This window comes from Rhizobium sp. O111 (assembly GCF_055616315.1).
In genome coordinates, this window is the sequence record NZ_JBSHXL010000002.1 from 745,026 (window position 1) to 769,928 (window position 24,903).

The following is a 24,903-nucleotide window of genomic DNA, read 5'->3' on the forward strand; positions in this document are numbered from 1 at the left end:
CCAAACAATGAAAGTGGAGCGAGCGGTCGCTCCCAGCCAATCTCCCTCCTTGTGGGGGAGATGTCCGGCAGGACAGAGGGGGGTGAACCGCTCCAACGCCTAAGACGGACAGCATCAAGCAGCACATATCGCTCCAGACAGGAGGCACACCATGTCCCTCGTTCATGAAATCGACTACGGCACACCGGCCTCCGCCTCCGAGACCATGGTGACGCTCACCATCGACGGCAACGAAATCACGGTTCCCGAGGGTACCTCCATCATGCGCGCCTCGATGGATGCCGGCATCGAGATCCCCAAGCTCTGCGCCACCGACATGGTCGATGCCTTCGGCTCCTGCCGGCTCTGTCTGGTCGAGATCCAGGGGCGCAACGGTCTGCCGGCGTCCTGCACCACGCCCGTCGCGGCAGGCATGGTGGTGTCGACGCAGACCAACCGGCTCAAGGACGTCCGTCGCGGGGTGATGGAGCTCTATATTTCCGACCACCCGCTCGACTGTCTCACCTGCGCCGCCAATGGCGATTGCGAGCTGCAGGACATGGCGGGCGCCGTTGGTTTGCGCGATGTGCGCTACGGCTATGACGGCGACAACCACGTGAAGGCGCGCGACAATGGCGGGCTCAACGCCAAATGGGCGCCGAAGGATGAGAGCAACCCCTATTTCACCTTCGATCCGGCCAAATGCATCGTCTGTTCGCGCTGCGTGCGTGCTTGCGAGGAAGTCCAGGGCACGTTTGCGCTGGCCATCGAGGGGCGCGGCTTCGATTCACGTGTCTCGGCTGGCATGCATGAGGATTTCGTCTCGTCGGAATGCGTGTCCTGCGGCGCCTGCGTGCAGGCCTGCCCGACGGCGACGCTGACCGAGAAGTCGGTGATCGAGATCGGCCAGCCGGAGCATTCCATGGTGACCACCTGCGCCTATTGCGGCGTCGGCTGTTCGTTCAAGGCGGAAATGCGCGGCGAGGAGCTGGTGCGCATGGTGCCGTGGAAGGATGGGCAGGCGAACCGCGGGCATTCCTGCGTCAAGGGCCGCTTCGCCTACGGCTACTCCAGCCACAAGGACCGAATCCTCAACCCGATGGTGCGCGAGAAGATCACCGATCCCTGGCGTGAAGTAACCTGGGACGAGGCCTTCGCGCATGTGGCCAGCGAGTTCCGGCGTATCCAGTACCAGTATGGGCGCGATTCGATCGGCGGCATCACCTCGTCGCGCTGCACCAACGAGGAAACCTATCTGGTGCAGAAGCTGGTGCGCGCCGGTTTCCGCAACAACAATGTCGACACCTGCGCCCGCGTCTGCCATTCGCCCACGGGCTATGGCCTAGGCCAGGCTTTCGGCACTTCGGCGGGCACGCAGAATTTCGACAGCGTTGAAAAGAGCGATGTCGTCGTCATCATCGGCGCCAATCCGACGGATGGGCACCCGGTCTTCGGCTCGCGGCTGAAGAAGCGGCTGCGGCAGGGCGCAAAGCTGATCGTCATCGATCCGCGCCGCACCGATATCGTCCGCTCTCCACACGTCGAGGCTGCCTATCATCTGCCGCTGAAGCCAGGCACCAACGTCGCGGTCATGACCTCGCTGGCGCATGTGATCGTCACCGAGGGCCTGTTCGACGAGCGCTTCATCCGCGAGCGCTGCGACTGGTCGGAGTTCGAGGACTGGGCGGCCTTCGTCGCCGAGCCGCACCATAGCCCGGAGGCGACAGAAGCGCTGACCGGCGTGCCGGCGGAGATGCTGCGGGGTGCTGCCCGTCTTTACGCCACTGGCGGCAATGGCGCGATCTACTACGGGCTTGGTGTCACCGAGCACAGCCAGGGTTCGACGACGGTCATGGCGATCGCCAACCTGGCGATGGTCACCGGCAATATCGGCCGTCCCGGCGTCGGCGTGAACCCGCTGCGCGGCCAAAACAACGTGCAGGGCTCCTGCGACATGGGCTCCTTCCCGCACGAGCTGCCGGGCTATCGCCACGTCTCCGACGATGCAACGCGCGATATCTTCGAGAAGCTCTGGGGTGTGAAGATCAGCGACGAGCCGGGCCTGCGCATTCCCAACATGCTGGACGCCGCCGTCGATGGCTCGTTCAAGGGGCTCTATGTCCAGGGCGAGGACATCCTGCAGTCGGACCCCGACACCAAGCATGTGGCGGCGGGGCTGGCGGCGATGGAATGCGTGGTCGTCCACGATCTCTTCCTGAACGAGACGGCAAACTACGCGCATGTCTTCCTGCCGGGTTCGAGCTTCCTTGAGAAGGATGGCACCTTCACCAATGCCGAACGGCGCATCAACCGCGTGCGCAAGGTCATGAGCCCGAAGAACGGCTACGCCGACTGGGAAGTGACGCAAAAGCTGGCACAGGCGATCGGCCTAGCCTGGAATTACCAGCATCCGTCCGAAATCATGGACGAGATCGCGGCGACGACGCCGAGCTTCGCCATGGTGTCCTATGATTATCTGGAGAAGATGGGCTCCGTGCAATGGCCGTGCAACGAGGCGCACCCCGAGGGATCGCCGATCATGCACGTCGATGGTTTCGTGCGCGGCAAGGGCAAATTCATCCGCACCGAATATATCGCCACCGACGAACGCACCGGCCCGCGCTTCCCGCTGCTTTTGACGACGGGGCGCATCCTCAGCCAGTACAATGTCGGGGCGCAGACGCGGCGCACGGAGAATGTCGTCTGGCACTCCGAGGACCGGCTGGAGGTGCATCCGCATGATGCCGAACAGCGCGGCATTCGTGACGGCGACTGGGTGAAGCTGATGAGCCGTTCCGGGGATACGACGCTGCGCGCGCTGATCACCGATCGCGTCTCGCCGGGTGTGGTCTACACCACCTTCCACCATCCGGACACGCAGGCCAACGTCATCACCACCGACTTCTCCGACTGGGCAACCAATTGTCCCGAGTACAAGGTGACCGCCGTCCAGGTCTCGCCGTCCAACGGACCGACAGACTGGCAGGTCGAGTATGACGAGCAGGCGCGGCAGAGCCGCCGCATCACGGGCAAGCTTGAGGCCGCGGAGTAGACGATGTCACACGGCACACACGACAAGCTTGTCTACATGGCCAACCAGATCGCGGGCTTTTTCGCGACCCAGCCAGAAGCCGAGGCCGCGCAGGGCGTGGCCTCGCATATCAACAAGTTCTGGGAGCCGCGCATGCGCAGGCAACTGTTCGAGATACTGGAGCAGGATGCAAACGGGCTGAGCCCGTTGGTGTTGCAAGCAATGCCTTCAATCAGAAGGCCATCGGCAGCTTCAACTGATATCATCTAAAAGGTGTATTCTACTACCTGATAAGTGCATATTTTATTACCATCTTCCTCAAGATATCTCTCGATCAGAGTGTCTCCTAAGAAGGCTAGCTCGTTCACCGAGGGCCCCTTCGGGTATGCGACACTCCGACAGAAAGCTTCGCCGGTCATTTAGCCGCCGTTACCGGCCTTCCAACGGACCGGTGTCTTTCTGTGAGCAAGTCGCAATGTCTCGAGGAAGCTACAAGCCGTGAAAAAAATCATTGGAACTGTCGCCTTCTGCCTGATCGCAGCAGTCATTGCCGAAGGCGTATCCACGGTATCGAAAGATGCGACGAAGATTGTCTCCACCTTTCCCATGCCGGGTTCCGTCAATGTACCGGGCGTCCGTGTTCAGATCGCCTTCGACCAGCCGATCGACCCGACGGCAATGGATCTCAAGGTATCGGCCACCAGGCCGGACGGATCAAAGCTCGATATTTCCGGCGCTGTCGAGGTCAACGGACTACGAACGGCTGCCATCTTCCGTAGCTACCAGCCACTTCCTGAAGGCGAAATCGAAGTGCGCAGTGCGCTGCGAGATGATGTTGGCCACGATTGGCGGTTCACCGTTCTGGACAAGGTACCGCTCTATCTGGGGCGCGACGGCCCTATATTGCTTGTTCTAGGCGAAGGCGCGCCGTTTGGACCCTATCTCTCTGAAATACTGAGGGCGGAAGGCTTCACGAATTTCAAGACGATCACCAGCCCCGAGTTGCAAGCCTCGGCACTTGCCAAACACCGGCTGGTCATCACCGCCGGGACGATAGAAAATACGGCGGTGGCGGCGCTTCGCAGCTGGGTCTCCAGCGGCGGAAACCTGATTGCCGTGCGTCCATCGGGCGAGTTGGCGGATCTTGCCGGCGTGCGATCGGAAGAAGGGGCGATCTCTGCCGGCGATGTCCTGATCGACACGAAACGAACGCCCGGACAGGGACTTGTCGGAGAGCCCATTCAGTTTCACGGCGTAGCGGAACGCTACGTCACCAATGCCGACACGGCGACGCTTGCATCATTTTCAGGTGGCATGGACCAAGCCTCGACGCCTGCGCTAACGCTCAGGCCGGTGGGCAGCGCGGGAGGCGAGGTCGCGGCTTTCGCGTTCGACCTGCCCCAATCTGTCGTCCTGACACGACAAGGCAATCCCGAATGGGCAGGCCAGGATCGCGATGGCCTTGCGCCCATACGACCGAACGATCTCTTTTTCGGCGCGGCCAGCGCCGACCCGCAGCCCGACTTCGTCGATCTCGCTCGCGTGCATATTCCCCAGGCTGATGAGCAGATGCGTCTTCTCTCAAACCTCATCCAGCATGTTCAGCGGGACGACGCACCCATCCCCCGCTTCTGGTATTTCCCAAACCGGGCCAAGGCGGTCCTTGTCATGGCTGCGGACGATCACGGCACGAAACGCGGGACAAGAGATTCCTTCGACCGGATGCTGACTCTGGACGCCGAAAACTGCGACGCCAGGAAATGGGAATGCGCCCGCGCAACGTCATGGCTCTATCCCGATTCAGGCCTGACTGCGCGGGAGGCCGCTGATTATGTCTCCAGTGGTTTCGATCTCGGCTCCCATGCCAGCACCTTCTGCCAGAACTGGTCCAAGGCTTCGTTGGACCAGGCTTTCGCGACCGATATTTTACGCTTTCGGGCCGCCTATCCCGATGTCCCAGTGCAGGAAGCAAGCCGCCTTCATTGTATAGTGTGGAGCGATTTCACCTCGCAGGCCAAGATCGGTCGTGACTGGGGGATCCGCTTCGACATGAACTACTACTACTGGCCAAGGACCTGGTTGAAGGGTCGTGCCGGCTTCATGACGGGTTCCGGAATTCCCATGAGATTTAGTTCGGCCTCAGGCGAATTGATCAACGTCTACCAGCAAGAAACGCATCTTGTGGATGAGATTTTCAACGACGAGCGCGAGGCCGTCGAGCGCCTCGTCCAGCGCGCCTTGGGACCGGAAGAGTTCTTCGGCGCCTTTGGCACGCATTACGATTTTCACAATGATTTCGACAAGTTCCTCATGGATCTTGGACAGAAATATGAGGTCCCCATGGTGTCGGCGCGACAGATGCTGGATTGGCTGGACGGCAGATCGCGGACGGATGTTCTCGAGCAGCGATGGGATGGCGAAAGCCTGGCGTTCACCATCGCAGGCGATCCCCGCACCCATGGCATGTTGACCGCTATGCTCCCTTCCTCGGCAGCGGGAGGGAGGCTTTCTGAGCTTGCGCGGAATGGTATTCCAATCCCCATGGAAACCGCAAGGATCAAGGGCGTGGACTACATTCTCTTCCCTGGTCTCGACGGCAATTACCGTGCGACCTTCACCAACAAGGTGGCAGACAACCTCACGCCCGAGACGCGTGTCGAACGCCTTGCCAGATAGCAAGATCAACGCTCCGGGCGGCCTTATGCCCGTCGGAGAATTTGCCGGACGCGACCGAGCACATTGATCGGTATCAAGGCGCTTCAACGCCCGCATCAGACCAAGGTCTGAGGCGTCTCCGACTGAGGTCCGACCCCGGAACCTGCAGTAATTACAGCCGTTTGTCTCCCAGCGACAGAGCGTCGCAAAGAAAAGGAGATGAACATGTCTTTCAAACTTACAGCGACTGCGATCGCAGCCATCACCCTCATGTCCGGCGTTGCCATGGCGCAGTCGGGTACCGTTAATGGCGCGGCAGGCGGAGCCGTTACCGGCGCTATCGTCGGTGGTCCCGTCGGTGCGGCTGTTGGCGGCGTCACGGGCGCCGTGGTCGGCACCATCATCGATCCGCCGCCGGCAAAGGTCGTCACCTATGTTCGCGAAGCGCCGGCTCCGGCAGCGCCTGTCGTCGTGCAGGAAAAGGTCGTCGTCGGTCATGCCTTGCCAGAGACCGTCGTGGTCACACCAGTTCCCGAAAATCCGAAGTATGGCTACGCGATCGTCAACAACGAACGGGTCATCATCGAACCTTCGTCCCGCAAGGTGATCCAGGTCATCAATTGATCGCGCTCGGTTGGGTGGCGTGGCGCATGCCGTGCCGCCCGGCCTGATTGATCCGGCGCCGCCGATGGCGGTGGCGAGCGAACATCCTCACACAACAACGGATGACGACAATGAACGGGCTCGCAAGCGTTGCGTTTGGAATAGCTACGGTCGTGGGCACGGTTACGGTCGCAGCGGCCGTGGCATCGATCGGCATGGCGGAGAACACGGAGCAAGGCTTGCGCGGTCTGAGGGATGCCGATCTCTGGACGACAGAGCCCACGCGTGTCGATCCCGCGCTTCAAACCTATGAGCGGTTGCCTCCTGCACTTTCCACATATGCGATGGCTGACAGCCGGAGGGTTGCCGCCAAGCGACCGGCCGCGGCCGCGCCTGTGGTTGCCGATATCCCACCGCCATCGATCGAACTGTCGGCCGAACATCTGAATTGGTGCGCGTCGCACTACCGGTCGTTTGATCCAGCGACGAACACCTATCGTTCATTCCAGGGCCAAGTTCGCGTCTGCCAACCCTCATCGGAGAAGAGCGTGGACGCCATGGCGTCCACGTCATCAACTGCCGCCGACCCATTGGCAAACGCGGCGATCTGGTGCGCCAATCGCTACAAATCCTACCGTGCGGAAGACAACACCTATCAGCCCTACGATGGCCCCCGCATGAAGTGCACGCCGCCGGCTGAAGCCCAGACGGTCGCTGCAAACGAATAGTCGACCCATCTGGGACCAAAGCCCGTGTTATCGGCTAGTTCGTCGTGGTTAGCTTCATCGATACGACAGGAGGGCGGGTGATGCCGTCAAAGATGACAGCTGAGATCCGGCAAGCCCGCAACGGTTTGCAGTGGATGGGTCACGATGAGCGCATCGAACTGGTGTCTCGCATTTTGTCCGAGTTGCGCGATATCAGAAAGGACGTGCTGGGGCGTATCCGAGCGGACAAATGCATCTGGCTCGACACGCTCATCGCTCGAGCGTCTTCGGAGCTTATCCAGATCGCCGCCATGGATGATGTGGAATTTCAGTTGGTGCTGATCGAGTTCGAGAAGCTTCTTGGAATCTTTGACGCGCCGGACCCCGACCTTCGCCACCTGTCGCCAACGATACATTAGGAGCGATCATGCGTGTTCTGATTGTCGAGGACGAGCCGGCTTTTGCGCTGATGGTGGAAGACATCGCGATGGCCGAAGGCTTCGAGATCGCGGGGATCGCCCGAAACACCGCCGAAGCGATGGAGCTGGCGCCGGAGGCGGATATCGCAATTCTGGACGTGCGCCTCGCCGATGGGCTGACAGGGCCGGAGATCGCAAGGCAGCTAGTCGAGCATTTCAACGTCGGCATCGTCTACTTGACGGGCAATCCTGATCTTATTGAAAGCCGGGACGGGGTGCACGTCGTCGTCAAACCACCAAGTGCACCGAGCGTGGTTGAGGGCTTGCGCCAGGCCGCGGCGTGGCACAGCCGCCGCGCGCGGCAACAGAATGCACAAGACGGCGCGGGAAATGCCACGTCCAAACCGCAACAGCACTGACAGGAGCACATCGTGACAAACATTCGAGCCAGGCACGCCGGCGATGCGGTCGCCGAGATCATCTTGGCGGAGCCCGCGTCGTCACGGAGCGGTTCGCATGATGCCAACGACGCGGCCACCGAGCTCGAACGTGGCTTCGACCTGCTGTTCTTCCTCCGGGAAATGGACATTCTGGCCGATGAACTCGCCAAGCTTGCCCCATCGATGGATCGGACCGCGCTTGAGCTTCGCCTGGCGCAGATGCGGCAGGTGGTCGAATTTCGCCACAAACAGCGGACCGATCGCCCAGAGGTCGAATGATCGATGCGAAAGATCGGTGCAGCGGAGATCCATGCGCCGTCATCTGCGTAGACAAGGGCATAAGGCTGGAAAGGGCGCAATCATGCTTTCAAGGCGCTGCCTGCTGAGACTGGGATGCGGGGCGACGGTCGCCATTGTTATCTCTGCGATGCCACTGACGCTGAGCTTCGGGCCGCTTCCGGCGCCGACGACGAATGCCGCGCATGCGAAGGACGGCAATAACGGCAACGGCAATGGCGGCGGAAATGGCAACGGCGGCAATAATGGAAACGGTTCCAGCAATGGGAGCGGCAACGGCGCCGGCAATGGAAACAGCTCGGGTAACGCGGGCAACAGCTCCAGCAATGCGGGTGGAAATGGAAAAAACAACGGAGGCACCGGCGCAAGCGGCAACTCTGCCAAGGCCGGCGGTTCGTCGCCGTCGTCTAACTCCGCATCATCAGCCTCAGGCGCTCAGGCGAGCGAAAGTTCTGACGGAAGTGTCGATGTCCGCCACCGCAACGGCATCACAGAAACGCTGCGTCGCGGCCGCTACATCATGCGGGATTCGAAAGGCCGGACGATCGTGGACAGGCAGGCGACAGCCACTGATGTTCGCCGGCTGAACCGATTTGTTCCATAGGCTCTAACCTCGGCCGCGCCAGCGCAGGGCAGCCTCGGTTCGATTGGAAACGCCCAGTTTCGTCAGGATCTGTGTCATGTGATGCTTGACGGTCTTTTCCTGCAGATCAAGCCGCAGTCCGATATGCTTGTTGGACAGGCCTTCTCCCACCAGATCCATCACCTCGCGTTCGCGCGGCGTCAGGCTGTTCTTGGATGGCTCCTTGTCCAGCGAGACATCCACCACCTTCGCGGACATCGCTGGAGACACATAACGGGTTCCCTTGAGGATGGTCCTGATCGCCTCCGCTAGACCCCTGGAGCCAACACCTTTGAGAACATATCCCATCGCGCCTCTTTGAAGCGCGCCCAAGAGCGTGTCGATCTCCTCGGACGCGGTCAGCATCAGCACCTTCGTCGATGGGCTGTGTTGCAGGATCTCGCCTATCGCGCTCAAGCCACCGCCTGGCATGGACACATCGACGAGCATGACATCGGGATGCTGGTCGGCCGCGATCATTGCCGCGTCGTCGCTGGTGGCACCCTCCCCGACGACGAGGAAGTCCCTGATTTCGGAAAGGCTACGCGTCACGCCTTCGCGAAACAATGGATGGTCATCCACGATCCCAACCGTAATGGACGTCATCTCTGCTCTCCCGTTTCCATCGGTTCGAAGGTCATCGTCAGGATCGTGCCCTTGTCCCCGGTCTTCACTTCGAACGTTCCGCCAAGACTATCGACCCGCTCGCGGAGCCCGACAAGCCCCAGGCTCGATGGCCTGACATGGTTTGGATCAAAGCCTTCGCCGCGATCACTGACCTCGATCGTAACATGCCCGCGATGAAGGGTGGCCCAAACGGCTTGCTGGATGCCGCCGCCGTGGCGATGGGCGTTGTTCAAGGCTTCCTGAATGAACCGGTAGATACAGATCTTCACCGCCGCTACCGGCTCCGAGCCGTCCTGCTCGATCACCGTGTTGACGGTGGTATCGGTTCTCATTTGATGGGCTTCGGTGACGCGGTTGACGATTTCGGCAAATGAAGCCTTTTCGATCTCCGGAAGCACCAGTCCCTTGCAGATATCCCTGATCTCGGTCATCGCCTCGGCAAGGCTGGAGCGGATCCAGGTGAGTTCTTTCTCGCGCTCGTCGGGCAGCGTCTCCGCACTGATCAGCAATTCGCTGTCCAGCCGCAGCGAAGCGTATGCGATGTGCTGCGCCGGACCGTCGTGGAGATCGGCGCCAATGCTGCGCAGATAGGTCTCGTTCAAGGATGCGGCACGCTGGGATGCACGCTGTAGCCTGCCCTGCAGCCCCTTGTTTTCGGCAAGCAATGCCGAGAGTTCCGCAACGCGTTTGGCGAGATCCCTTTGCTGGTCCTCGATCGTTCGGCTCCCGCGAAAGACCAGTCCTGAGAGAACCGCGAAGAATACAGAGGTCAGACCCGCGACGCCAAACCAGCTCCACAATCTCGCTCGCGTCAGGCTTTCGCCCAGCCCTTCGGCCGTCTCGTAAAATTCGAGGACCGCGACGGCCTGGCCGGACCAAGGCTGGAGAACAGGGTTATAAATCTCCATCAATGGCTTGCCGAGCGAACGTTCGGTGGTGCTTTCGGGGTCGTCGGCGATCTCGTAGCGCGCGACCAGCGTTCCTGCGAATGCTTGGCGAAGCTTGTCGTTGACTGCAAACTGTTTTCCGACGAGCGCCTTGTCGTTGGAGTAGAGAATTGTTCCGTCCCCGCGCCACAGCTTGAACGACACCAATCGCTTTCCGAGCGCCCCTTGGCCAAGCGTCTCATCTAGCGCCAGCGCGCTCGCCTCGTCGAGCGGCGCGGCCTTCTGCATGTCGGGAAGAAGCGGAGCAACGACACTGTCGACATAAAGGGCGGTCGCGGCGCCGGAATTATGAATCACGGCATCTTCGATGACCTTTGACACCAGATAACCGACGATGAACATAGCCGCCAAGCTGACCAGGCCGCCAACGACGACAAATCGCAGCGCGAGAGAGCGGGCCGTCCAGCGGGAAATCCAGTTCATGATCAACCAGTTGTGAGAAGATCCCGGATACCTATCGCTCATTCAGAACTTTTCCAGGCTCCAGGCGCGCAGTACGCCAAGCGCTTGCAGGCAGTGCATTCAAGGGGAAACGCAAGCGGTGCGCGTGCCGGCCGAGCTCTCGTAAGTGTTGTCGGTCGCGTGGTAGGACAGATAGCGCTCGGCGCACCAGCGGATATGGCTAACCTCTTTCTTTGAAAGAAGAAAATCGCCGCTATCCTCAGAGCTTCCCTCCTGCGCATACGCAGCGATGGCACTTTTCGAACGCGGCTGCATCTTCTCGGCGGCCCCTGCCATACTGAAAGCGTGTGCTGATCCGACGGAGGAGACAAGCAGAAGAGCAATCGTGATAAGTGAAGATGCCGTTTTGCAAGTTTTGGCCATTGCTGCCTCCTTGGTAATACTGGGAAACAACGGCGGTCTTCTGTTTTTGTTCCCAAGCCTGTGGTTAGGACATGAAGACACGACGGCACGCCTGGGGCGAGTTCGACTTACTCAAGCCATATTAGCGATTAAATTATGAGCAACTCAATATTTGATTGATTTTTAGGCTCAGATCGAGCATTTCATCATCACGAACATTGACGCTCTTTGAACGGAATGCTGGCTGCCTGTGGCAACGTCTGAACCATCCAAGTCCAGCCTGAATGTGCTGGTTATCGACGAGAACAGCATCCGAGCTTCGATCATCGAATTGGGGCTCCGCGAGGCGGGCTACCAGCGTGTGACTGTCGTAGATGACATGAACGGCCTCGCCCGCCGCATCGAGGAGGTCAATCCCGATGTAATCGTGATCGATCTCGAGAACCCGAACCGCGACATGCTGGAGAGCATCTTCCAGATTTCGCGCGCGGTTAAGCGCCCGATCGCCATGTTTGTGGACAAATCAGACGAGGATTCCATTGTCGCGGCCGTGGAAGCCGGCGTCTCGGCTTATATTGTCGATGGACTGAAGAAAGAGCGCGTCAAACCAATCCTCGAGATGGCTGTCAGTCGCTTCAATGCTTTCAACAGGCTGCAGCGCGAGCTAGCCGAAGCGAAGACCGCTCTCGAGGAAAGAAAGATCATCGACCGGGCGAAAGGCATTCTGATGAAGATGCGCGGTCTTTCGGAGGAAGAGGCTTTTGGGCTACTTCGGCAGACAGCTATGAACGAAAAGAAGAAGATCGCCGAGATCGCGCAAAGTGTCGTGACCGCTGCCGGATTGCTGATGTGATGGCTACGGCATGCGATCAGCACGGCGCCCGGAGGAAACCGGAGTGAACAAGATGACGACCCAGAGCTCTGCGAGCGGATTGGCCGCTCCGGCCAGCATAGCGACGGAAGGACCGACGACCCTGCGTGCCGGGTTCATTCCACTCGTCGATGCGTCGGTGCTCATCGCGGCTGCGGAATTCGGCTTTGCCGAAAAGCAGGGCCTTGTGCTCGACCTTGTCAAGGATGTGTCGTGGGCGAATGTTCGTGATCGCCTCGCCTTCCGGCAGTTCGATATCGCCCATATGCTCTCGCCGATGCCCGTGGCCTCGATGCTCGGTCTGGGCTCGAACCCCTCGCCCACGATTACGCCATTTTCCCTTGGTCGCGGCGGTAACGCAATCACGCTGTCGTCCCAGCTGTTTGAGCGAATGCGCAACACGGCGCGACTTCCGGAGACGCCCAGCGCACTCGAAAGCGCGCGCGCTCTGGCAATGGTGGTGGCGGATATGAAGGAGCGCGGCGAAGCTTTGCCCACGCTTGCCATGACCTACCCATTCTCATCGCACAATTACGAGTTCCGCTATTGGCTGGCGGCCGGCGGCATCAATCCCGATAGCGATGTCAAACTGGTCGTTGTACCGCCCCCACTGACATCCGACGCGCTGGCGGCCGGCGCCATCGACGGCTTCTGCGTCGGCGCGCCCTGGAACATGATAGCGTCCGAACGCGGGGTTGGTCGCATCGTTGCCGCCAAGCAGGATATCTGGCCATCCGCCCCGGAGAAGGTGATCGGCATGCGGCCTGACTGGGCCGAGAGCCACCCGGAAACGGTGTCCCGGCTCATTGTAGCGCTTGATGCCGCGGCGCGCTGGTGTGATCGTGTCGAAAATCACGATGCGCTGGCAGAAGCGCTCGCAGACCAGCGGTACATAGCGGCCCCTGTTCATATCATTCGCCACGTGCTCGCCGGTGAATTCAGCCTCGACGCCAAGGGCAACCGGCGCGTCGTCAAAGACTACTTCCTGTTTCATTCGCGCTTCGCCAATTATCCGCGCCCCAGTCAGGCGCTCTGGATCTACAGCCAGATGGTACGCTGGGGACAGGCGGAGATGTCGTTGAACCACGCCAGGGCCGCAGCTACGGCCTACAGACCCGACCTCTACCGCGCGGCACTCGGCGCCGACAGCACTCCACCCGACGCCGACATTCGCGTCGAGGGCGACAAGGACGGAGATCGGTTCATGGATGGGCACATCTTCGACCCCACAAATTTCGCAGCCTATGTGTCGAGCTTTGCTGTGCGCAGCGAGCGACTGGGCGCGATCGACGAAGGCGGCGTGTGATCGCCTGCAAAAACTTGCTGCCTTGCACAAATTCCCGGCACCGAGAAATGCCGCCGAAATGGCAGGCGCTTAAAAACTAGCCGCAACGCATCCAAGGGCACAAAATAGGCAGACGACCAAACGTCGCCGGTTTGTTTGTCTTTTCAGCGCATTAGTAAATTAATCTCAAACTGGCATGCGCCTTGCAGAGCTTAAACCGCACCGGTCAACGGCGATCGGTGCGAGATGAGCGCGCGATAAGCGCTCGCAAAAGACATCGACGTCGCAAGGCCTTTGCAGTCCGGGACCCTCCCTCCCGATGACGCATCTGCCGAGCGGCGTTTTTTTATTCCCAAAATTCCGGCCAGCACCAAGCAGAGGGAACCTGCGCAATGAGCAAGATAATCACGACCGGCATCACACGTCGCGGCATGTTGAAGACGACAGCAACCGCAGCCCTTATCACGGCGGTGCGCAGCGCCTTCCCGTCAGGCGCCTTCGCCGCCGGTGCGGGCCCCGAGGTGACGGGCGCGAAGCTCGGCTTCATCGCGCTCACCGATGCCGCGCCGCTCATCGTCGCGCAGGAGAAGGGCCTGTTTGCCAAGCATGGCATGCCCGATGTCGAGGTCGCCAAGCAGGCCTCCTGGGGTGCAACGCGTGACAACCTCGTTCTCGGCGGAGCTGCCAACGGCATCGACGGCGCCCACATCCTCTCGCCGCTCCCCTATCTCATGCACACCGGCAAGGTGACACAGAACAATCTGCCGGTCCCGATGACCATCCTCGCCAGGCTGAACTACGACAGCCAGGGCATCTCTGTCGCCAAGGAATATGCCGATACCGGCGTCCAGCTCGACGCCTCCAAGCTAAAGGCCGCCTTCGAGAAGAAGAAAGCCGAGGGCAAGGAGATCAAGGCCGCCATGACCTTCCCAGGCGGCACGCACGACCTCTGGATCCGCTACTGGCTCGCCGCCGGTGGCATCGATCCGGACAAGGATGTCTCCACGATTGTCGTCCCGCCGCCGCAGATGGTGGCGAACATGAAGGTCGGCAACATGGACGTCTTCTGTGTCGGCGAGCCCTGGAACGAACAGCTGGTCAACCAGGGCATCGGTTTCACGGCGGCAACGACCGGCGAACTGTGGAAGGGCCATCCCGAGAAGGCGCTCGGCATGCGTTCGGATTGGGTCGAGAAGAACCCGAATGCCGCCAAGGCACTGCTGATGGCCGTGATGGAAGCCCAGCAATGGTGCGACAGCATGGATAACAAGGAAGAGATGTCGACACTGCTCGGCAAGCGCCAGTGGTTCAACGTGCCGCCGAAGGACGTGCTCGGCCGTCTCAAGGGCGACATCAATTACGGCAACGGCCGGGTTGCCCAGGGTACCGACCTCTACATGAAGTTCTGGGCCGGTGGCGTCTCCTATCCCTTCAAGAGCCACGATAGCTGGTTCCTCGCCGAGAATATCCGCTGGGGCAAGTTCGCACCGGATACCGACATCAAGAAGCTGGTCGACGAGGTCAACCGCGAGGACATCTGGCGCGCCGCCGCCAAGGACCTCGGCGTCGCCGCCGCCGACATCCCGGCATCGTCCTCGCGCGGCAAGGAAACCTTCTTCGACGGCAAGGTCTTCGATCCCGAAAACCCTTCCGCCTATCTCGATAGCCTGACGATCAAGGTCGCGTCCTGATCCGTGCCGCCGGCGTGGACCGCGCCGGCTCTTCCATCCCGCAAGAGGAGCGTAGAATGCCCGCTTTGGCCAAGAAACAAACGATCGCGACATCGGCAACCGCAACGAACACCGCCACCATCCTGCCACTCGCAAGGCGCCCGGCGGCAAAGATCAACATCGCGAAGATCGCGGCCACGCTTGCCCGCAACGTCCTACCGCCGCTCGTTGTGCTCGCCATCTTGCTTGGCGTCTGGCAGGTGCTCTGTTCGTCGCCGACGGCCTCGCTTCCCTCGCCGCATCAGGTCTGGCAGGAGAGCTTCGACCTCATCGCCTACCCCTTCTTCGACTACGGCTCGCAGGATATCGGGCTCGGTTGGCGCGTGCTGATCTCGCTGCAGCGGGTCGCTTACGGCTTCGGCCTGGCGGCTGTGGTCGGCGTCATCGTCGGCGCCGTCATCGGCCAGTCGGTCTGGGCGATGCGCGGCCTCGACCCGATCTTCCAGGTGCTGCGCACCGTGCCGCCGCTTGCCTGGCTGCCGCTCTCGCTTGCGGCCTTTCAGAACGCCAACCCTTCGGCGATCTTCGTGATCTTCATCACCTCGATCTGGCCGGTCATCATCAACACCGCCGTCGGTGTGCGCAACATCCCGCAGGATTATCGCAACGTCGCCCAGGTCCTGCGGCTAAACCAGATCGAGTTCTTCTTCAAGATCATGCTGCCTTCGGCCGCCCCCTACATCTTCACCGGCCTTCGCATCGGTGTTGGCCTGTCCTGGCTGGCGATCGTCGCCGCTGAAATGCTCACCGGTGGCGTCGGTATCGGGTTCTTCATCTGGGATGCCTGGAACTCGTCCCGCCTGCCCGACATCATCGTCGCGCTTGCCTACATCGGCGTCGTCGGCTTCGCGCTCGACAAGCTGGTGGCGGCGGTCGGCAAGCTGATCACCCGCGGCGCTTCGGCCAATTGAAGGGAACGACCATGACCGCCTATCTCAAGCTCGACCATATCGACAAGCATTTCGACCGGGCCGGCGTGCGCGCCGAGGTGCTGAAGGGCATCAACCTGACGATCTCCAAGGGTGAGTTCGTCTCGATCATCGGCCACTCCGGCTGCGGCAAGTCCACCCTGCTCAACCTCATCGCCGGCCTGACGCCGGTCTCCTCCGGCGCCGTGCTGCTGGAAAACCGCGAGGTCAACGCCCCCGGTCCCGAACGCGCCGTCGTCTTCCAGAACCACAGCCTGCTTCCCTGGCTCACCGTCTACGAAAACGTCAACCTCGCCGTTTCCAAGGTGTTCAGCAATTCGAAGAGCAAGGCCGAGCGCCACGACTGGGTGATGGCGAACCTCGATCTCGTGCAGATGGCCCACGCCAAGGACAAGCGTCCCTCCGAGATATCAGGCGGCATGAAGCAACGCGTCGGCATCGCCCGGGCGCTCTCCATGGAGCCGAAGATCCTGCTGCTTGACGAGCCGTTCGGCGCGCTCGACGCGTTGACGCGCGCCCATCTGCAGGATGCGGTCATGGAAATCCACGCCCGCCTTGGCAACACGATGGTGATGATCACCCACGACGTTGACGAAGCGGTGCTGCTCTCCGACCGCATCGTGATGATGACCAACGGTCCGGCGGCAAAGATCGGCGAAGTCCTCGACGTGCCGATCGCCCGCCCGCGCAACCGCATCGAGCTCGCCTCCGACCGAACCTACCTCAAATGCCGCGAAGCCGTGCTGAAGTTCCTCTACGAACGCCACCGCTTTGTCGAAGCCGCGGAGTAACCCCATGTCAGAAACCCGCATCGAAAAACTCGTGATCATCGGCAACGGCATGGCGCCCGGTCGCATGCTCGAGCACTTGTTCGAAAAAGCGCCGGGCCAGTATCAGGTCACGATCTTCAACGCCGAGCCACGCGTCAATTACGACCGCATCATGTTGTCGCCGGTTCTATCCGGTGAGAAAAGCTACGAGCAGATCGTTATCCATGGCGACGGCTGGTATATCGATCATGGGATCACGCTCTACAAGGGCCACAAGATCGTTGCCATCGACCGCGCTGCCAAGACGGTGACCTCGGACCACGGCGTGACCGAGAGCTACGACAAGCTGGTGATCGCCACCGGCTCCGTGCCCTTCATCATTCCCGTCCCCGGCAAGGACCTGCCAGGGGTCATCACCTATCGCGATCTCGACGACGTGCAGGCCATGCTGCTGGCCGCGCAATCACGCGAGAAGGCGATCGTCATCGGCGGTGGCCTGCTTGGTTTGGAAGCCGCGGCCGGTCTCGCGCAGCGCGGCATGGATGTGACCGTTCTGCACGTCATGCCGACGCTGATGGAGCGCCAGCTCGACCCCGCCGCCGGCTATCTGCTGCAGAAGGCCGTCGAGGAACGCGGCATCAAGGTCATCACCAAGGCCAACACCAAAGCGATCGTCGGCAACGGCAAGGTCGAGGGCATAGAGCTCGACGACGGTCGCGTCATTCCGGCAAGCCTCGTCGTCATGGCCGTCGGCATCCGCCCGAATGTTGGCCTGGCGAAGGAAGCCGGCCTTGCGGTCAATCGCGGCATCGTCGTCGACGACGGCATGCGCACCTCGGACGGCGACATCCTCTCGCTCGGCGAATGCGCCGAGGTCGGCGGCATGGTCTATGGCCTCGTCGCGCCGCTCTACGAAATGGCCCGCATCGCCGCCTCGCACCTCGCGGGCGATACCTCGCCGGCCTTCGTTCATTCGGACACGCCGACCAAGCTGAAAGTCACCGGCATCGATCTCTACTCGCTCGGCGACTTCGCCGATGGCGACGACCGCGAGGAGATCGTGCTGCGCGACGCCACCGCCGGCGTCTACAAGCGCCTGGTGCTGAAGGACAACCGTATCATCGGCACCGTGCTCTACGGCGAGACAGCCGATGGCGCATGGTTCAACGATCTGAAGAAGAAGCAGACCGACATCACCGAGATGCGCGATACGCTGATCTTCGGTCAGGCCTACCAGGGAGGGTCGCCGCTGGACCCTATGGCGGCCGTTGCAGCCTTGCCGGATGATGCGGAAATCTGCGGCTGCAACGGCGTATGCAAGGGCAAGATCACCTCGACGATATCGGCCAAGGGGCTGACGTCGCTCGACGACGTCCGCGCCCACACCAAGGCTTCCGCATCCTGCGGCTCCTGCTCCGGCCTGGTCGAGCAACTGATGTCGCTGACGCTCGGCGACAGCTACAATCCGGCTGCCGTGACCCCGATGTGTACCTGCACCGAACTCGGCCATGACGACGTGCGCCGCCTGATCAAGGCCAAGGGCTTGAAAACGATCCCCGCCGTCATGCAGGAACTCGAATGGAAGACCTCCTGCGGCTGCGCCAAGTGTCGCCCGGCGCTTAATTACTACCTCGTCTGCGATTGGCCGGACGAATACGCCGATGACTACCAGTCGCGTTACATCAACGAGCGCGTCCACGCCAATATCCAGAAGGACGGCACCTATTCGGTGGTCCCGCGCATGTGGGGCGGCGTGACGAACGCGAATGAATTGCGCGCCATCGCCGATGTCGTCGACAAATTCGAAATCCCGATGGTGAAGGTCACCGGCGGCCAGCGTATCGACCTGCTGGGGATCGAGAAGGAAGACCTGCCGGCCGTCTGGGCCGATCTCGGCAAGGCCGGTTTTGTCTCCGGACAGGCCTACGCCAAGGGGCTGCGTACCGTGAAGACCTGCGTTGGTTCGGACTGGTGCCGCTTCGGCACACAGGATTCCACCGGCCTCGGCATCCGCATCGAGAAATTCATGTGGGGTTCCTGGACGCCGGCCAAGCTGAAGCTTGCTGTTTCCGGTTGCCCCCGTAACTGCGCGGAAGCGACCTGCAAGGACATCGGCGTCATCTGCGTGGATAGTGGCTTCGAGATCCACTTCGCGGGGGCTGCCGGTCTCGACATCAAGGGCACCGAGGTTCTCGGCCTCGTCAAAACCGAAGACGAGGCGCTGGAGCATATCGTGGCGCTGACGCAGATGTACCGCGAGCAGGCCCGCTATCTCGAGCGCATCTACAAATGGGCGAAGCGCGTCGGGCTGGAAGAAATCCGCCGCCAGATCATCGGCGATGCCGACAAGCGCAAGGCCTATTACGACCGCTTCGTCTTCTCGCAGACATTCGCTCAGGTCGACCCCTGGTCGGAGCGCGTCTCCGGCAAGGACAAGCACGAATTCAAGCCGATGGCGACGATCGGCTTTCCCCAGGCAGCGGAGTGAGGAGATGGACATGAACTGGATCCCGATCGGCGACATTTCCGACATCCCGCTGCGCGGCGCCCGCTGCGTGAAGACCCCTCAGGGCAAGATCGCCGTTTTCCGCACGGCGGAGAACGAGGTCTTCGCGATCGAAGACCACTGCCCGCACAAGGGCGGGCCGCTGTCGCAGGGGATCGTGCATGCGAAGGCGGTCACTTGCCCACTGCATAATTGGGTGATCTCGCTGGAAACCGGCAAGGCTCTGGGGGCGGATGAGGGCGAGGTCAGGACCATTCCGGTGAGGAACGAGGATGGGGCGCTGTTTATCGCGTTCGAGAGCTTGATGATGGCGGCGGAGTAGTTGAGCGATGGTGGAGAGATTACCCCCCTCTGTCCTGCCGGACATCTCCCCCACAAGGAGGGAGATTGGCTGGGCGCACCCGCTCGCTTCAACGCCCATTGCTTCGCAAAGGGCCAACAACGAGTCGATCTCCCCCCTTGTGGGGGGCGCGAAGCGCGGGTCGAGACCCGTGGCTCGACCCCGGCAGTCCGGCAGGACAGAGGGGGGTGACCACGCTCTCAGCGACTTGAGGGCGCACCCCCATGCCCACTGATACCAAGACCACATGTCCCTATTGCGGAGTCGGCTGCGGTGTGATCGCAACGGTCACCGATGATGGCGCCGTCTCCGTCAAAGGCGATCCCGACCATCCCGCAAACTTCGGGCGGCTGTGCTCCAAGGGCTCCGCGCTCGCCGAAACCATCGATCTCGACGGACGCCTGCTCTACCCCGAAATAGCGGGACAGCAAACGGATTGGGAAACAGCCCTTGATGTCGTCGCCGACCGCTTCTCGAATACGATCGCCGAACACGGCCCGGACTCCGTGGCCTTCTACGTCTCCGGCCAACTGCTCACCGAGGACTATTACGTCGCCAACAAGCTGATGAAGGGCTTCATCGGCTCCGGCAATATCGACACCAATTCTCGCCTCTGCATGTCGTCCTCCGTCGCCGGCCATCGACGCGCTTTCGGCGCCGATACGGTTCCCGGCGTCTATGAAGATCTTGAGCTCGCCGATCTCGTCATCCTTACCGGCTCCAACCTCGCCTGGTGCCACCCCGTCATCTATCAGCGCCTTGCCGCTGCAAAGGCAGCGCGCCCAGGCATGAAGGTCGTGGTCATCGACCCGCGCCGGACGATGACATCAGATATCGCCGACCTGCATCTGGCCATTCGTCCCGACAGCGACGTCGCGCTGTTCATGGGCCTCTTCGCCCATCTCATCTCGACTGGCGCGATCGATCAGAACTACGTGGCGGAGCACACCAGCGGCTTCAACGAGGCTTTCGCCACGGCCGCGCTTCTCTCCTCAAACGACATCCTGGAACAGACCGGCCTGCCGGCCATGCAGCTGCGCGAATTCTATCGCCTGTTTACGGCGACCGAAAAAGTCGTCACCTGCTACAGCCAGGGCGTGAACCAATCCTCATCCGGCACCGACAAGGTCAACGCAATCATCAACTGCCACCTTGCCACCGGCCGCATCGGCCGGCCCGGCATGGGGCCTTTCTCGCTCACCGGCCAGCCGAACGCCATGGGCGGCCGCGAGGTCGGCGGCCTCGCCAACATGCTTGCCGCCCATATGGCGATCGAAAACGCCGATGACCGCGATCGCGTCCAGCGCTTCTGGCAGTCACCTGCTATTGCCCAGAAGCCCGGCCTGAAAGCGGTCGACATGTTCAAGGCTGTCGCCGATGGCCGGATCAAGGCGCTCTGGATCATGGCGACCAACCCCGTCGTCTCCATGCCGGATGCTGATGCCGTCGAAGCCGCCATAAAGGCCTGCCCCTTCGTCGTCGTGTCAGATGTCCTGCGCGACACCGACACCACCCGCCATGCCGATGTCCTCTTGCCCTCGCTTGGCTGGGGCGAGAAGAACGGCACGGTCACCAACTCGGAGCGCCGCATCTCGCGCCAGCGCGATTTCCTTGAGGCGCCGGGTCAAGCTCGCGCCGACTGGTGGCAGCTAGCCGAAGTTGCTCGGCGCATGGGCTTTGCGAAAGCCTTCACTTACGGCTCCTCCTCGCAGATCTTCCGGGAGCACGCAGCTCTTTCGGCCTTCGAAAACGGTGGCAGCCGCGACTTCGACATAGGCGCCCACATGGGCCTGGACAACGCCGCATATGAAGCGCTGGCGCCTTTCCAGTGGCCGCAGGCAGCGGGCCGCGCAAGATCCGACAAGCGTTTCTTCGCCGATGGTGGCTTTTATCACGCCGACGGAAGAGCGCGCTTTATCGCAATCCAGCCTACAGTCTGTGATCGCACCAATGCCGACTATCCCTTTACGCTCAATACCGGCCGGATCCGCGACCAATGGCACACGATGACCCGAACGGGCAAAAGCGCCCGGCTTTCCTCACATATTGCCGAGCCTTTCGCGGAACTCCATCCGCGGGATGCATTGGAAATCGGCGTTGGCAATGCCGCGCTCGTTGAAATCGAGAGCCCACACGGAAAATCCATCGCCCGCGCGCTCATCACAGAGCGACAGGCCCGTGGCAGCGTCTTCGTTCCCATGCACTGGAATGACCAATTCGCTGCCAAATCCCGTATCGACGCCGTCGTTGCGCCGGTTACGGACCCCGTCTCCGGTCAGCCTGCCTCCAAGAATGTCGCCGTTTCCGTGCGCCCGCTCAAGCCTGCATTTTACGGCTTCGCCATATCCGTTGCCAAGCCAACGGCGTTGGGTTCGGCCTATTGGGCATTGGCGAAAGCCGATGGCGGCTGGCGGACGGAACTTGCATTTGATGCGCAGCAAGAAGATTGGCATCGCTGGTGCCGGGAGACATTCGCCATCCCGGATCACATTGAGCCATTGGGTTATGCTGATCGTCAATCCGGCGACATGCGGCTGGCATTCTTTAACGGCAATCGCTTGATTGCCGCTCTGTTCATCGCCCGGCAGCCGGTGGCGGTCGCCCGCAACTGGGCAATCTCGCAGCTTGGCGCCACGCACGACGATCTGCGCAGACGTTTCGCACTCGTCGCAGGTCGGCCGGGTGCAGATAAGCCGGACCCGGGCGCCACCGTCTGCTCCTGCTTCAGTGTCGGGGTCAATCAAATCGCTGCCGCGATCCGCAGCGGCTGCAGCAGTGTCGAGGCCGTTGGAAAGCAGACCAACGCGGGAACCAATTGCGGCTCCTGCCGCGCGGAGATCAAGGGGATTATCGATGGATGTCTTGCGGCCGCAGCGGAATGATGGCTCAGCGCGCGTGGAAGCGCTTTCGAAGCTTCCCGTCTTTTGGGCACTCGAGGGAAAGCGCGTTGTTGTCGCCGGCGGTTCCGATGCCGCGGCCTGGAAGGCCGAATTGCTCGCTGCCTGCGGTGCACAGGTTCAAATCTATGCGCAGACACTATCCGAAACGTTTGAGGCTCTCCTCGCGCGCGGTGCCGCCCATCCGCAAGGCACCCTCACCCACCTCCCACGGGCATGGGACGCCACGATCATGAGTGGGGCTGCCATCGCGATCGGCGACTGCGAGCAAATGGAGGAGGCGCAATGCTTCTTTGACGCCGCCCGCGGCGCTGGCGTTCCGGTCAACCTTATCGACAAGCCAATGCTCTGCCAATTTCAGTTCGGCTCCATCGTCAACCGGTCGCCGGTGGTGATAGCGATCTCGACGGATGGCGCAGCCCCGGTGCTCGCCCAGGCGATCCGACAGAGGATCGAGACGCTGCTGCCCAGGACGTTGAAAGCCTGGGCGGAGCTTGCACAATCACTCCGCGCATCTGTCAATCAGCGCTTGCAGACCGCATCACTGCGACGGCTGTTCTGGGAGCGGTTTGTTGACCGCGTTTTCGCAAGTTCGGACAAGCCGGCGCGCGAGCTTGGTGAACTATTGCTTCAAGACGCAGACGAACTCGCAAAGCTATCCAGCCTGACGAACGGGCGTGTCGCGCTGGTTGGCGCAGGGCCTGGCGACGCCGAACTGCTGACGTTGAAAGCCGTTCGCGCGCTGCAGACCGCAGACATCATTCTTTTCGACGATCTTGTCTCGCCTGATATTCTGGAGCTCGCCCGACGCGAGGCACAACGCGTGCCGGTGGCAAGTCGCGCTGACGGTAACAGGATGGACGCCGACGACCTTATGATCCGGCTGGCCAGAAACGGAAAGCGCGTGGTCAGATTGAAAATGGGCGATCCGATGAGCTGTGGACGCACCGCAGCCGAGATCCAATCCCTTGAGCGCGCGAACGTTCCGTTCGACATCGTTCCCGGAATTCCCGCAGCCGGTATCAAGGCTGCTCGCAGGAGCGTTTCGGCACCCACGTCGAACGCGAGAAGAATGCCGGACCTTCCGCAGCTTCACGCATGATACTCGTCTCTCGAGCGCCAATGTATCGGAAATCCGGAAGGTGCTGACCGCTTCCGTGTTCGCCTCTTGGCGTCCAAGTTTGTAACGTTGGGAAACAATCCTGCAATCGGAATGCGACCTGCTGCTGCGAAAACGGTCGCGCCGGCTTCGTTGCCCCACGTCGATGACGTTTCCCTGGTGGCGGCGGGTCGGCACTTAAACGCCGCGAGGTAACCTGTGGCGGCCCATTCCACAAGCAGAGGACACCCACGATGAACCGTTACATCATCACATTCCTTCTCATCTCCGCGGGTACTGCATCCGCCCAGCAGCAGCTTTCGATGTCGCAGAAGATGGAGCTTCGCGACAACTGCAAGCAGGACATCCAGCAGCTATGTCCAGGCGTGCAGCCGGGTGACGGCGGGATCATGGCCTGCGTGAAGGAAAACAAAGCCAAGCTCTCAAGCATGTGCTCGGCAACCATCGACAAGCTGTTGGCGGCCAAGAAATAGCGTTCTGTTCTGCTGCCCACACCAGGAAATCAAGGCCGCCCGTCCCCACCGGACCGACCACAAAGCGGGACGGGCAGCGTTTCTTACGCCCGACAAACAACGCACGTCAGGAAGCAAACATGAAGCGATCCAGCACCGCCTCCAGGATAACTCTTGCCGCCACCACTCTTGCGGCGCTCACCATGACGTCCTCGGTTGCATCCGCCGAAGATAGCGACATCGATTATCCGTGCGTTTCGGAAGCGATAGCCTTCACGGAGGTCGCCGACCTCGCCTACAGCTTCAGAGACGAAAGCGGCGTCTTCACCAATGCGCTCGATGGGCTGCGCGATCAGCTCATCGACTGCCTGGTCGCCACCGATCGCAAGACCAGCCTGTCGCAGCAATCGGACGGCGATGGTGATTTCAAATGGAAGGTACACGGTCCGCTGCCGCGATAGCAATGCGAGGGGCTCAGTCACCGACGAGCCCCTCGCCTCGCTATGACAAACATCGCAATCCCGGCGGACTGCGGTGTTTTTTCGTTTCCATGCGATCGATGCATCGTCGGGGAACACCCCATTCTCAGAAGCCGGCTGCATGAGCCGGAATGCTGTTCGTCGAGGGAGCGTCCGGCCTTGGAGTGTAACATAATGTAGGTGACCGAGCTGGTCTCTCCTCTGTCCCGCAATCGGTCGGCGATCTCGTTCAACAGCGTTTCGAGCTCGCGCGGGCACACACCGTCCGCCGTCATCATCTGACGGACCAACGGGTCTTGAAGCAGCTGTCGATACTGTCGCTTCGGTTTCATGGGCATGAATGCAACTCCTGGCTTGAGACGCGGCGTCACGCTACGTCGGGATGCACAGACA

At 61.3% G+C, this 24,903-nt stretch carries 22 protein-coding genes and 1 pseudogene; 20 read left to right on the top strand and 3 right to left on the bottom strand.

Annotation, left to right across the window (positions count from 1 at the left end; translation table 11 throughout):
* Positions 1–151 precede the first annotated feature (151 nt).
* From fdhF to ACVTFQ_RS23015, 9 genes are all read left to right on the top strand, one after another.
* Positions 152–3,031 (top strand): formate dehydrogenase subunit alpha, encoded by a 2,880-nt coding sequence (gene fdhF, locus ACVTFQ_RS22975; RefSeq protein ID WP_113178244.1) that lies wholly within the window; start codon positions 152–154, stop codon positions 3,029–3,031.
* Positions 3,032–3,034: 3 nt separating this feature from the next.
* Entirely contained in the window at positions 3,035–3,280 is a 246-nt protein-coding gene (locus tag ACVTFQ_RS22980) for a formate dehydrogenase subunit delta (protein ID WP_113178246.1), read from the top strand.
* Positions 3,281–3,508: 228 nt separating this feature from the next.
* Positions 3,509–5,686 carry a copper resistance CopC family protein gene (locus ACVTFQ_RS22985; RefSeq protein WP_113178248.1) on the top strand — a complete coding sequence of 726 codons (2,178 nt, stop codon included), beginning with the start codon at positions 3,509–3,511 and terminating at the stop codon, positions 5,684–5,686.
* Between the two features lie 204 nt (positions 5,687–5,890).
* Positions 5,891–6,289, top strand: coding sequence for a DUF1236 domain-containing protein (locus tag ACVTFQ_RS22990; RefSeq protein ID WP_037183745.1), 399 nt, complete (start codon positions 5,891–5,893; stop codon positions 6,287–6,289).
* Positions 6,290–6,399: 110 nt separating this feature from the next.
* Complete coding sequence (locus tag ACVTFQ_RS22995; protein ID WP_113178250.1) at positions 6,400–6,996, top strand: BA14K family protein; 597 nt, start codon at positions 6,400–6,402, stop codon at positions 6,994–6,996.
* An 80-nt stretch (positions 6,997–7,076) separates the two neighbouring features.
* The gene (locus ACVTFQ_RS23000; protein WP_111564997.1) at positions 7,077–7,394 is read left to right on the top strand and encodes a hypothetical protein; all 318 of its coding nucleotides are present in this window, start codon (positions 7,077–7,079) and stop codon (positions 7,392–7,394) included.
* Between the two features lie 8 nt (positions 7,395–7,402).
* Positions 7,403–7,813, top strand: a complete 411-nt coding sequence (locus ACVTFQ_RS23005; RefSeq protein WP_313760936.1) for a response regulator — start codon at positions 7,403–7,405, stop codon at positions 7,811–7,813.
* Between the two features lie 12 nt (positions 7,814–7,825).
* Positions 7,826–8,113, top strand: a complete 288-nt coding sequence (locus ACVTFQ_RS23010; RefSeq protein ID WP_470424019.1) for a hypothetical protein — start codon at positions 7,826–7,828, stop codon at positions 8,111–8,113.
* 79 nt (positions 8,114–8,192) lie between these two features.
* Positions 8,193–8,735 carry a hypothetical protein gene (locus ACVTFQ_RS23015; protein ID WP_113177051.1) on the top strand — a complete coding sequence of 181 codons (543 nt, stop codon included), beginning with the start codon at positions 8,193–8,195 and terminating at the stop codon, positions 8,733–8,735.
* 3 nt (positions 8,736–8,738) lie between these two features.
* Here ACVTFQ_RS23015 and ACVTFQ_RS23020 read toward each other — a convergent pair whose 3' ends face one another.
* The 3 genes from ACVTFQ_RS23020 to ACVTFQ_RS23030 all read right to left on the bottom strand — a co-directional run bounded on the left by ACVTFQ_RS23020 (position 8,739) and on the right by ACVTFQ_RS23030 (position 11,152).
* On the bottom strand, positions 8,739–9,359 hold the full coding sequence (locus ACVTFQ_RS23020) for a response regulator (protein ID WP_113176910.1): 621 nt from the start codon (positions 9,357–9,359) through the stop codon (positions 8,739–8,741).
* Positions 9,356–10,750, bottom strand: a complete 1,395-nt coding sequence (locus ACVTFQ_RS23025; protein ID WP_112982889.1) for a sensor histidine kinase — start codon at positions 10,748–10,750, stop codon at positions 9,356–9,358. Before ACVTFQ_RS23025 ends, ACVTFQ_RS23020 begins: the two co-directional genes overlap by 4 nt.
* A gap of 99 nt (positions 10,751–10,849) precedes the next feature.
* Positions 10,850–11,152, bottom strand: coding sequence for a BA14K family protein (locus ACVTFQ_RS23030; protein WP_113176911.1), 303 nt, complete (start codon positions 11,150–11,152; stop codon positions 10,850–10,852).
* 229 nt (positions 11,153–11,381) lie between these two features.
* Here ACVTFQ_RS23030 and ACVTFQ_RS23035 point away from each other — a divergent pair, with 229 nt between their 5' ends.
* The 11 genes and pseudogenes from ACVTFQ_RS23035 to ACVTFQ_RS23085 all read left to right on the top strand — a co-directional run bounded on the left by ACVTFQ_RS23035 (position 11,382) and on the right by ACVTFQ_RS23085 (position 24,492).
* Complete coding sequence (locus ACVTFQ_RS23035; protein WP_047514356.1) at positions 11,382–11,984, top strand: ANTAR domain-containing response regulator; 603 nt, start codon at positions 11,382–11,384, stop codon at positions 11,982–11,984.
* A 52-nt stretch (positions 11,985–12,036) separates the two neighbouring features.
* Positions 12,037–13,308: a CmpA/NrtA family ABC transporter substrate-binding protein gene (locus ACVTFQ_RS23040; protein WP_113177052.1), complete on the top strand. Its 1,272-nt coding sequence runs from the start codon at positions 12,037–12,039 to the stop codon at positions 13,306–13,308.
* Between the two features lie 371 nt (positions 13,309–13,679).
* Positions 13,680–14,978, top strand: coding sequence for a CmpA/NrtA family ABC transporter substrate-binding protein (locus ACVTFQ_RS23045; RefSeq protein WP_113176912.1), 1,299 nt, complete (start codon positions 13,680–13,682; stop codon positions 14,976–14,978).
* A gap of 56 nt (positions 14,979–15,034) precedes the next feature.
* Complete coding sequence (gene ntrB, locus ACVTFQ_RS23050) at positions 15,035–15,928, top strand: nitrate ABC transporter permease (protein ID WP_113176913.1); 894 nt, start codon at positions 15,035–15,037, stop codon at positions 15,926–15,928.
* Between the two features lie 11 nt (positions 15,929–15,939).
* The gene (locus ACVTFQ_RS23055; RefSeq protein WP_112533117.1) at positions 15,940–16,737 is read left to right on the top strand and encodes an ABC transporter ATP-binding protein; all 798 of its coding nucleotides are present in this window, start codon (positions 15,940–15,942) and stop codon (positions 16,735–16,737) included.
* Between the two features lie 4 nt (positions 16,738–16,741).
* The gene (nirB, locus tag ACVTFQ_RS23060) at positions 16,742–19,204 is read left to right on the top strand and encodes a nitrite reductase large subunit NirB (RefSeq protein ID WP_113176914.1); all 2,463 of its coding nucleotides are present in this window, start codon (positions 16,742–16,744) and stop codon (positions 19,202–19,204) included.
* Between the two features lie 4 nt (positions 19,205–19,208).
* Complete coding sequence (gene nirD, locus ACVTFQ_RS23065) at positions 19,209–19,544, top strand: nitrite reductase small subunit NirD (protein ID WP_113176915.1); 336 nt, start codon at positions 19,209–19,211, stop codon at positions 19,542–19,544.
* A gap of 242 nt (positions 19,545–19,786) precedes the next feature.
* Positions 19,787–22,444: a nitrate reductase gene (locus ACVTFQ_RS23070; protein WP_113176917.1), complete on the top strand. Its 2,658-nt coding sequence runs from the start codon at positions 19,787–19,789 to the stop codon at positions 22,442–22,444.
* A pseudogene (locus tag ACVTFQ_RS23075) lies at positions 22,416–23,507 on the top strand (SAM-dependent methyltransferase); the annotation flags it as partial. The gene ACVTFQ_RS23070 and the pseudogene ACVTFQ_RS23075, both read left to right, overlap by 29 nt.
* 305 nt (positions 23,508–23,812) lie before the next feature.
* Complete coding sequence (locus tag ACVTFQ_RS23080; protein ID WP_112435445.1) at positions 23,813–24,052, top strand: cysteine rich repeat-containing protein; 240 nt, start codon at positions 23,813–23,815, stop codon at positions 24,050–24,052.
* A gap of 119 nt (positions 24,053–24,171) precedes the next feature.
* The gene (locus ACVTFQ_RS23085; RefSeq protein ID WP_113176919.1) at positions 24,172–24,492 is read left to right on the top strand and encodes a hypothetical protein; all 321 of its coding nucleotides are present in this window, start codon (positions 24,172–24,174) and stop codon (positions 24,490–24,492) included.
* Positions 24,493–24,903: the final 411 nt, after the last annotated feature.

Excerpts from the sequence above, each read along its gene's own strand:
- ntrB (WP_113176913.1), top strand. The coding sequence starts at position 15,035 with ATGCCCGCTTTGGCCAAGAAACAAACGATCGCGACATCGGCAACCGCA.
- ACVTFQ_RS23040 (WP_113177052.1), top strand. The coding sequence starts at position 12,037 with ATGACGACCCAGAGCTCTGCGAGCGGATTGGCCGCTCCGGCCAGCATA.
- ACVTFQ_RS23000 (WP_111564997.1), top strand. The coding sequence starts at position 7,077 with ATGCCGTCAAAGATGACAGCTGAGATCCGGCAAGCCCGCAACGGTTTG.
- nirB (WP_113176914.1), top strand. The coding sequence starts at position 16,742 with ATGTCAGAAACCCGCATCGAAAAACTCGTGATCATCGGCAACGGCATG.
- ACVTFQ_RS23005 (WP_313760936.1), top strand. The coding sequence starts at position 7,403 with ATGCGTGTTCTGATTGTCGAGGACGAGCCGGCTTTTGCGCTGATGGTG.
- ACVTFQ_RS23025 (WP_112982889.1), bottom strand. The coding sequence starts at position 10,750 with ATGAACTGGATTTCCCGCTGGACGGCCCGCTCTCTCGCGCTGCGATTT.
- ACVTFQ_RS23085 (WP_113176919.1), top strand. The coding sequence starts at position 24,172 with ATGAAGCGATCCAGCACCGCCTCCAGGATAACTCTTGCCGCCACCACT.
- ACVTFQ_RS23045 (WP_113176912.1), top strand. The coding sequence starts at position 13,680 with ATGAGCAAGATAATCACGACCGGCATCACACGTCGCGGCATGTTGAAG.
- ACVTFQ_RS23020 (WP_113176910.1), bottom strand. The coding sequence starts at position 9,359 with ATGACGTCCATTACGGTTGGGATCGTGGATGACCATCCATTGTTTCGC.
- fdhF (WP_113178244.1), top strand. The coding sequence starts at position 152 with ATGTCCCTCGTTCATGAAATCGACTACGGCACACCGGCCTCCGCCTCC.
- ACVTFQ_RS23080 (WP_112435445.1), top strand. The coding sequence starts at position 23,813 with ATGAACCGTTACATCATCACATTCCTTCTCATCTCCGCGGGTACTGCA.
- ACVTFQ_RS23070 (WP_113176917.1), top strand. The coding sequence starts at position 19,787 with ATGCCCACTGATACCAAGACCACATGTCCCTATTGCGGAGTCGGCTGC.
- ACVTFQ_RS23055 (WP_112533117.1), top strand. The coding sequence starts at position 15,940 with ATGACCGCCTATCTCAAGCTCGACCATATCGACAAGCATTTCGACCGG.
- ACVTFQ_RS22980 (WP_113178246.1), top strand. The coding sequence starts at position 3,035 with ATGTCACACGGCACACACGACAAGCTTGTCTACATGGCCAACCAGATC.
- ACVTFQ_RS22995 (WP_113178250.1), top strand. The coding sequence starts at position 6,400 with ATGAACGGGCTCGCAAGCGTTGCGTTTGGAATAGCTACGGTCGTGGGC.
- ACVTFQ_RS22990 (WP_037183745.1), top strand. The coding sequence starts at position 5,891 with ATGTCTTTCAAACTTACAGCGACTGCGATCGCAGCCATCACCCTCATG.
- ACVTFQ_RS23030 (WP_113176911.1), bottom strand. The coding sequence starts at position 11,152 with ATGGCCAAAACTTGCAAAACGGCATCTTCACTTATCACGATTGCTCTT.
- nirD (WP_113176915.1), top strand. The coding sequence starts at position 19,209 with ATGGACATGAACTGGATCCCGATCGGCGACATTTCCGACATCCCGCTG.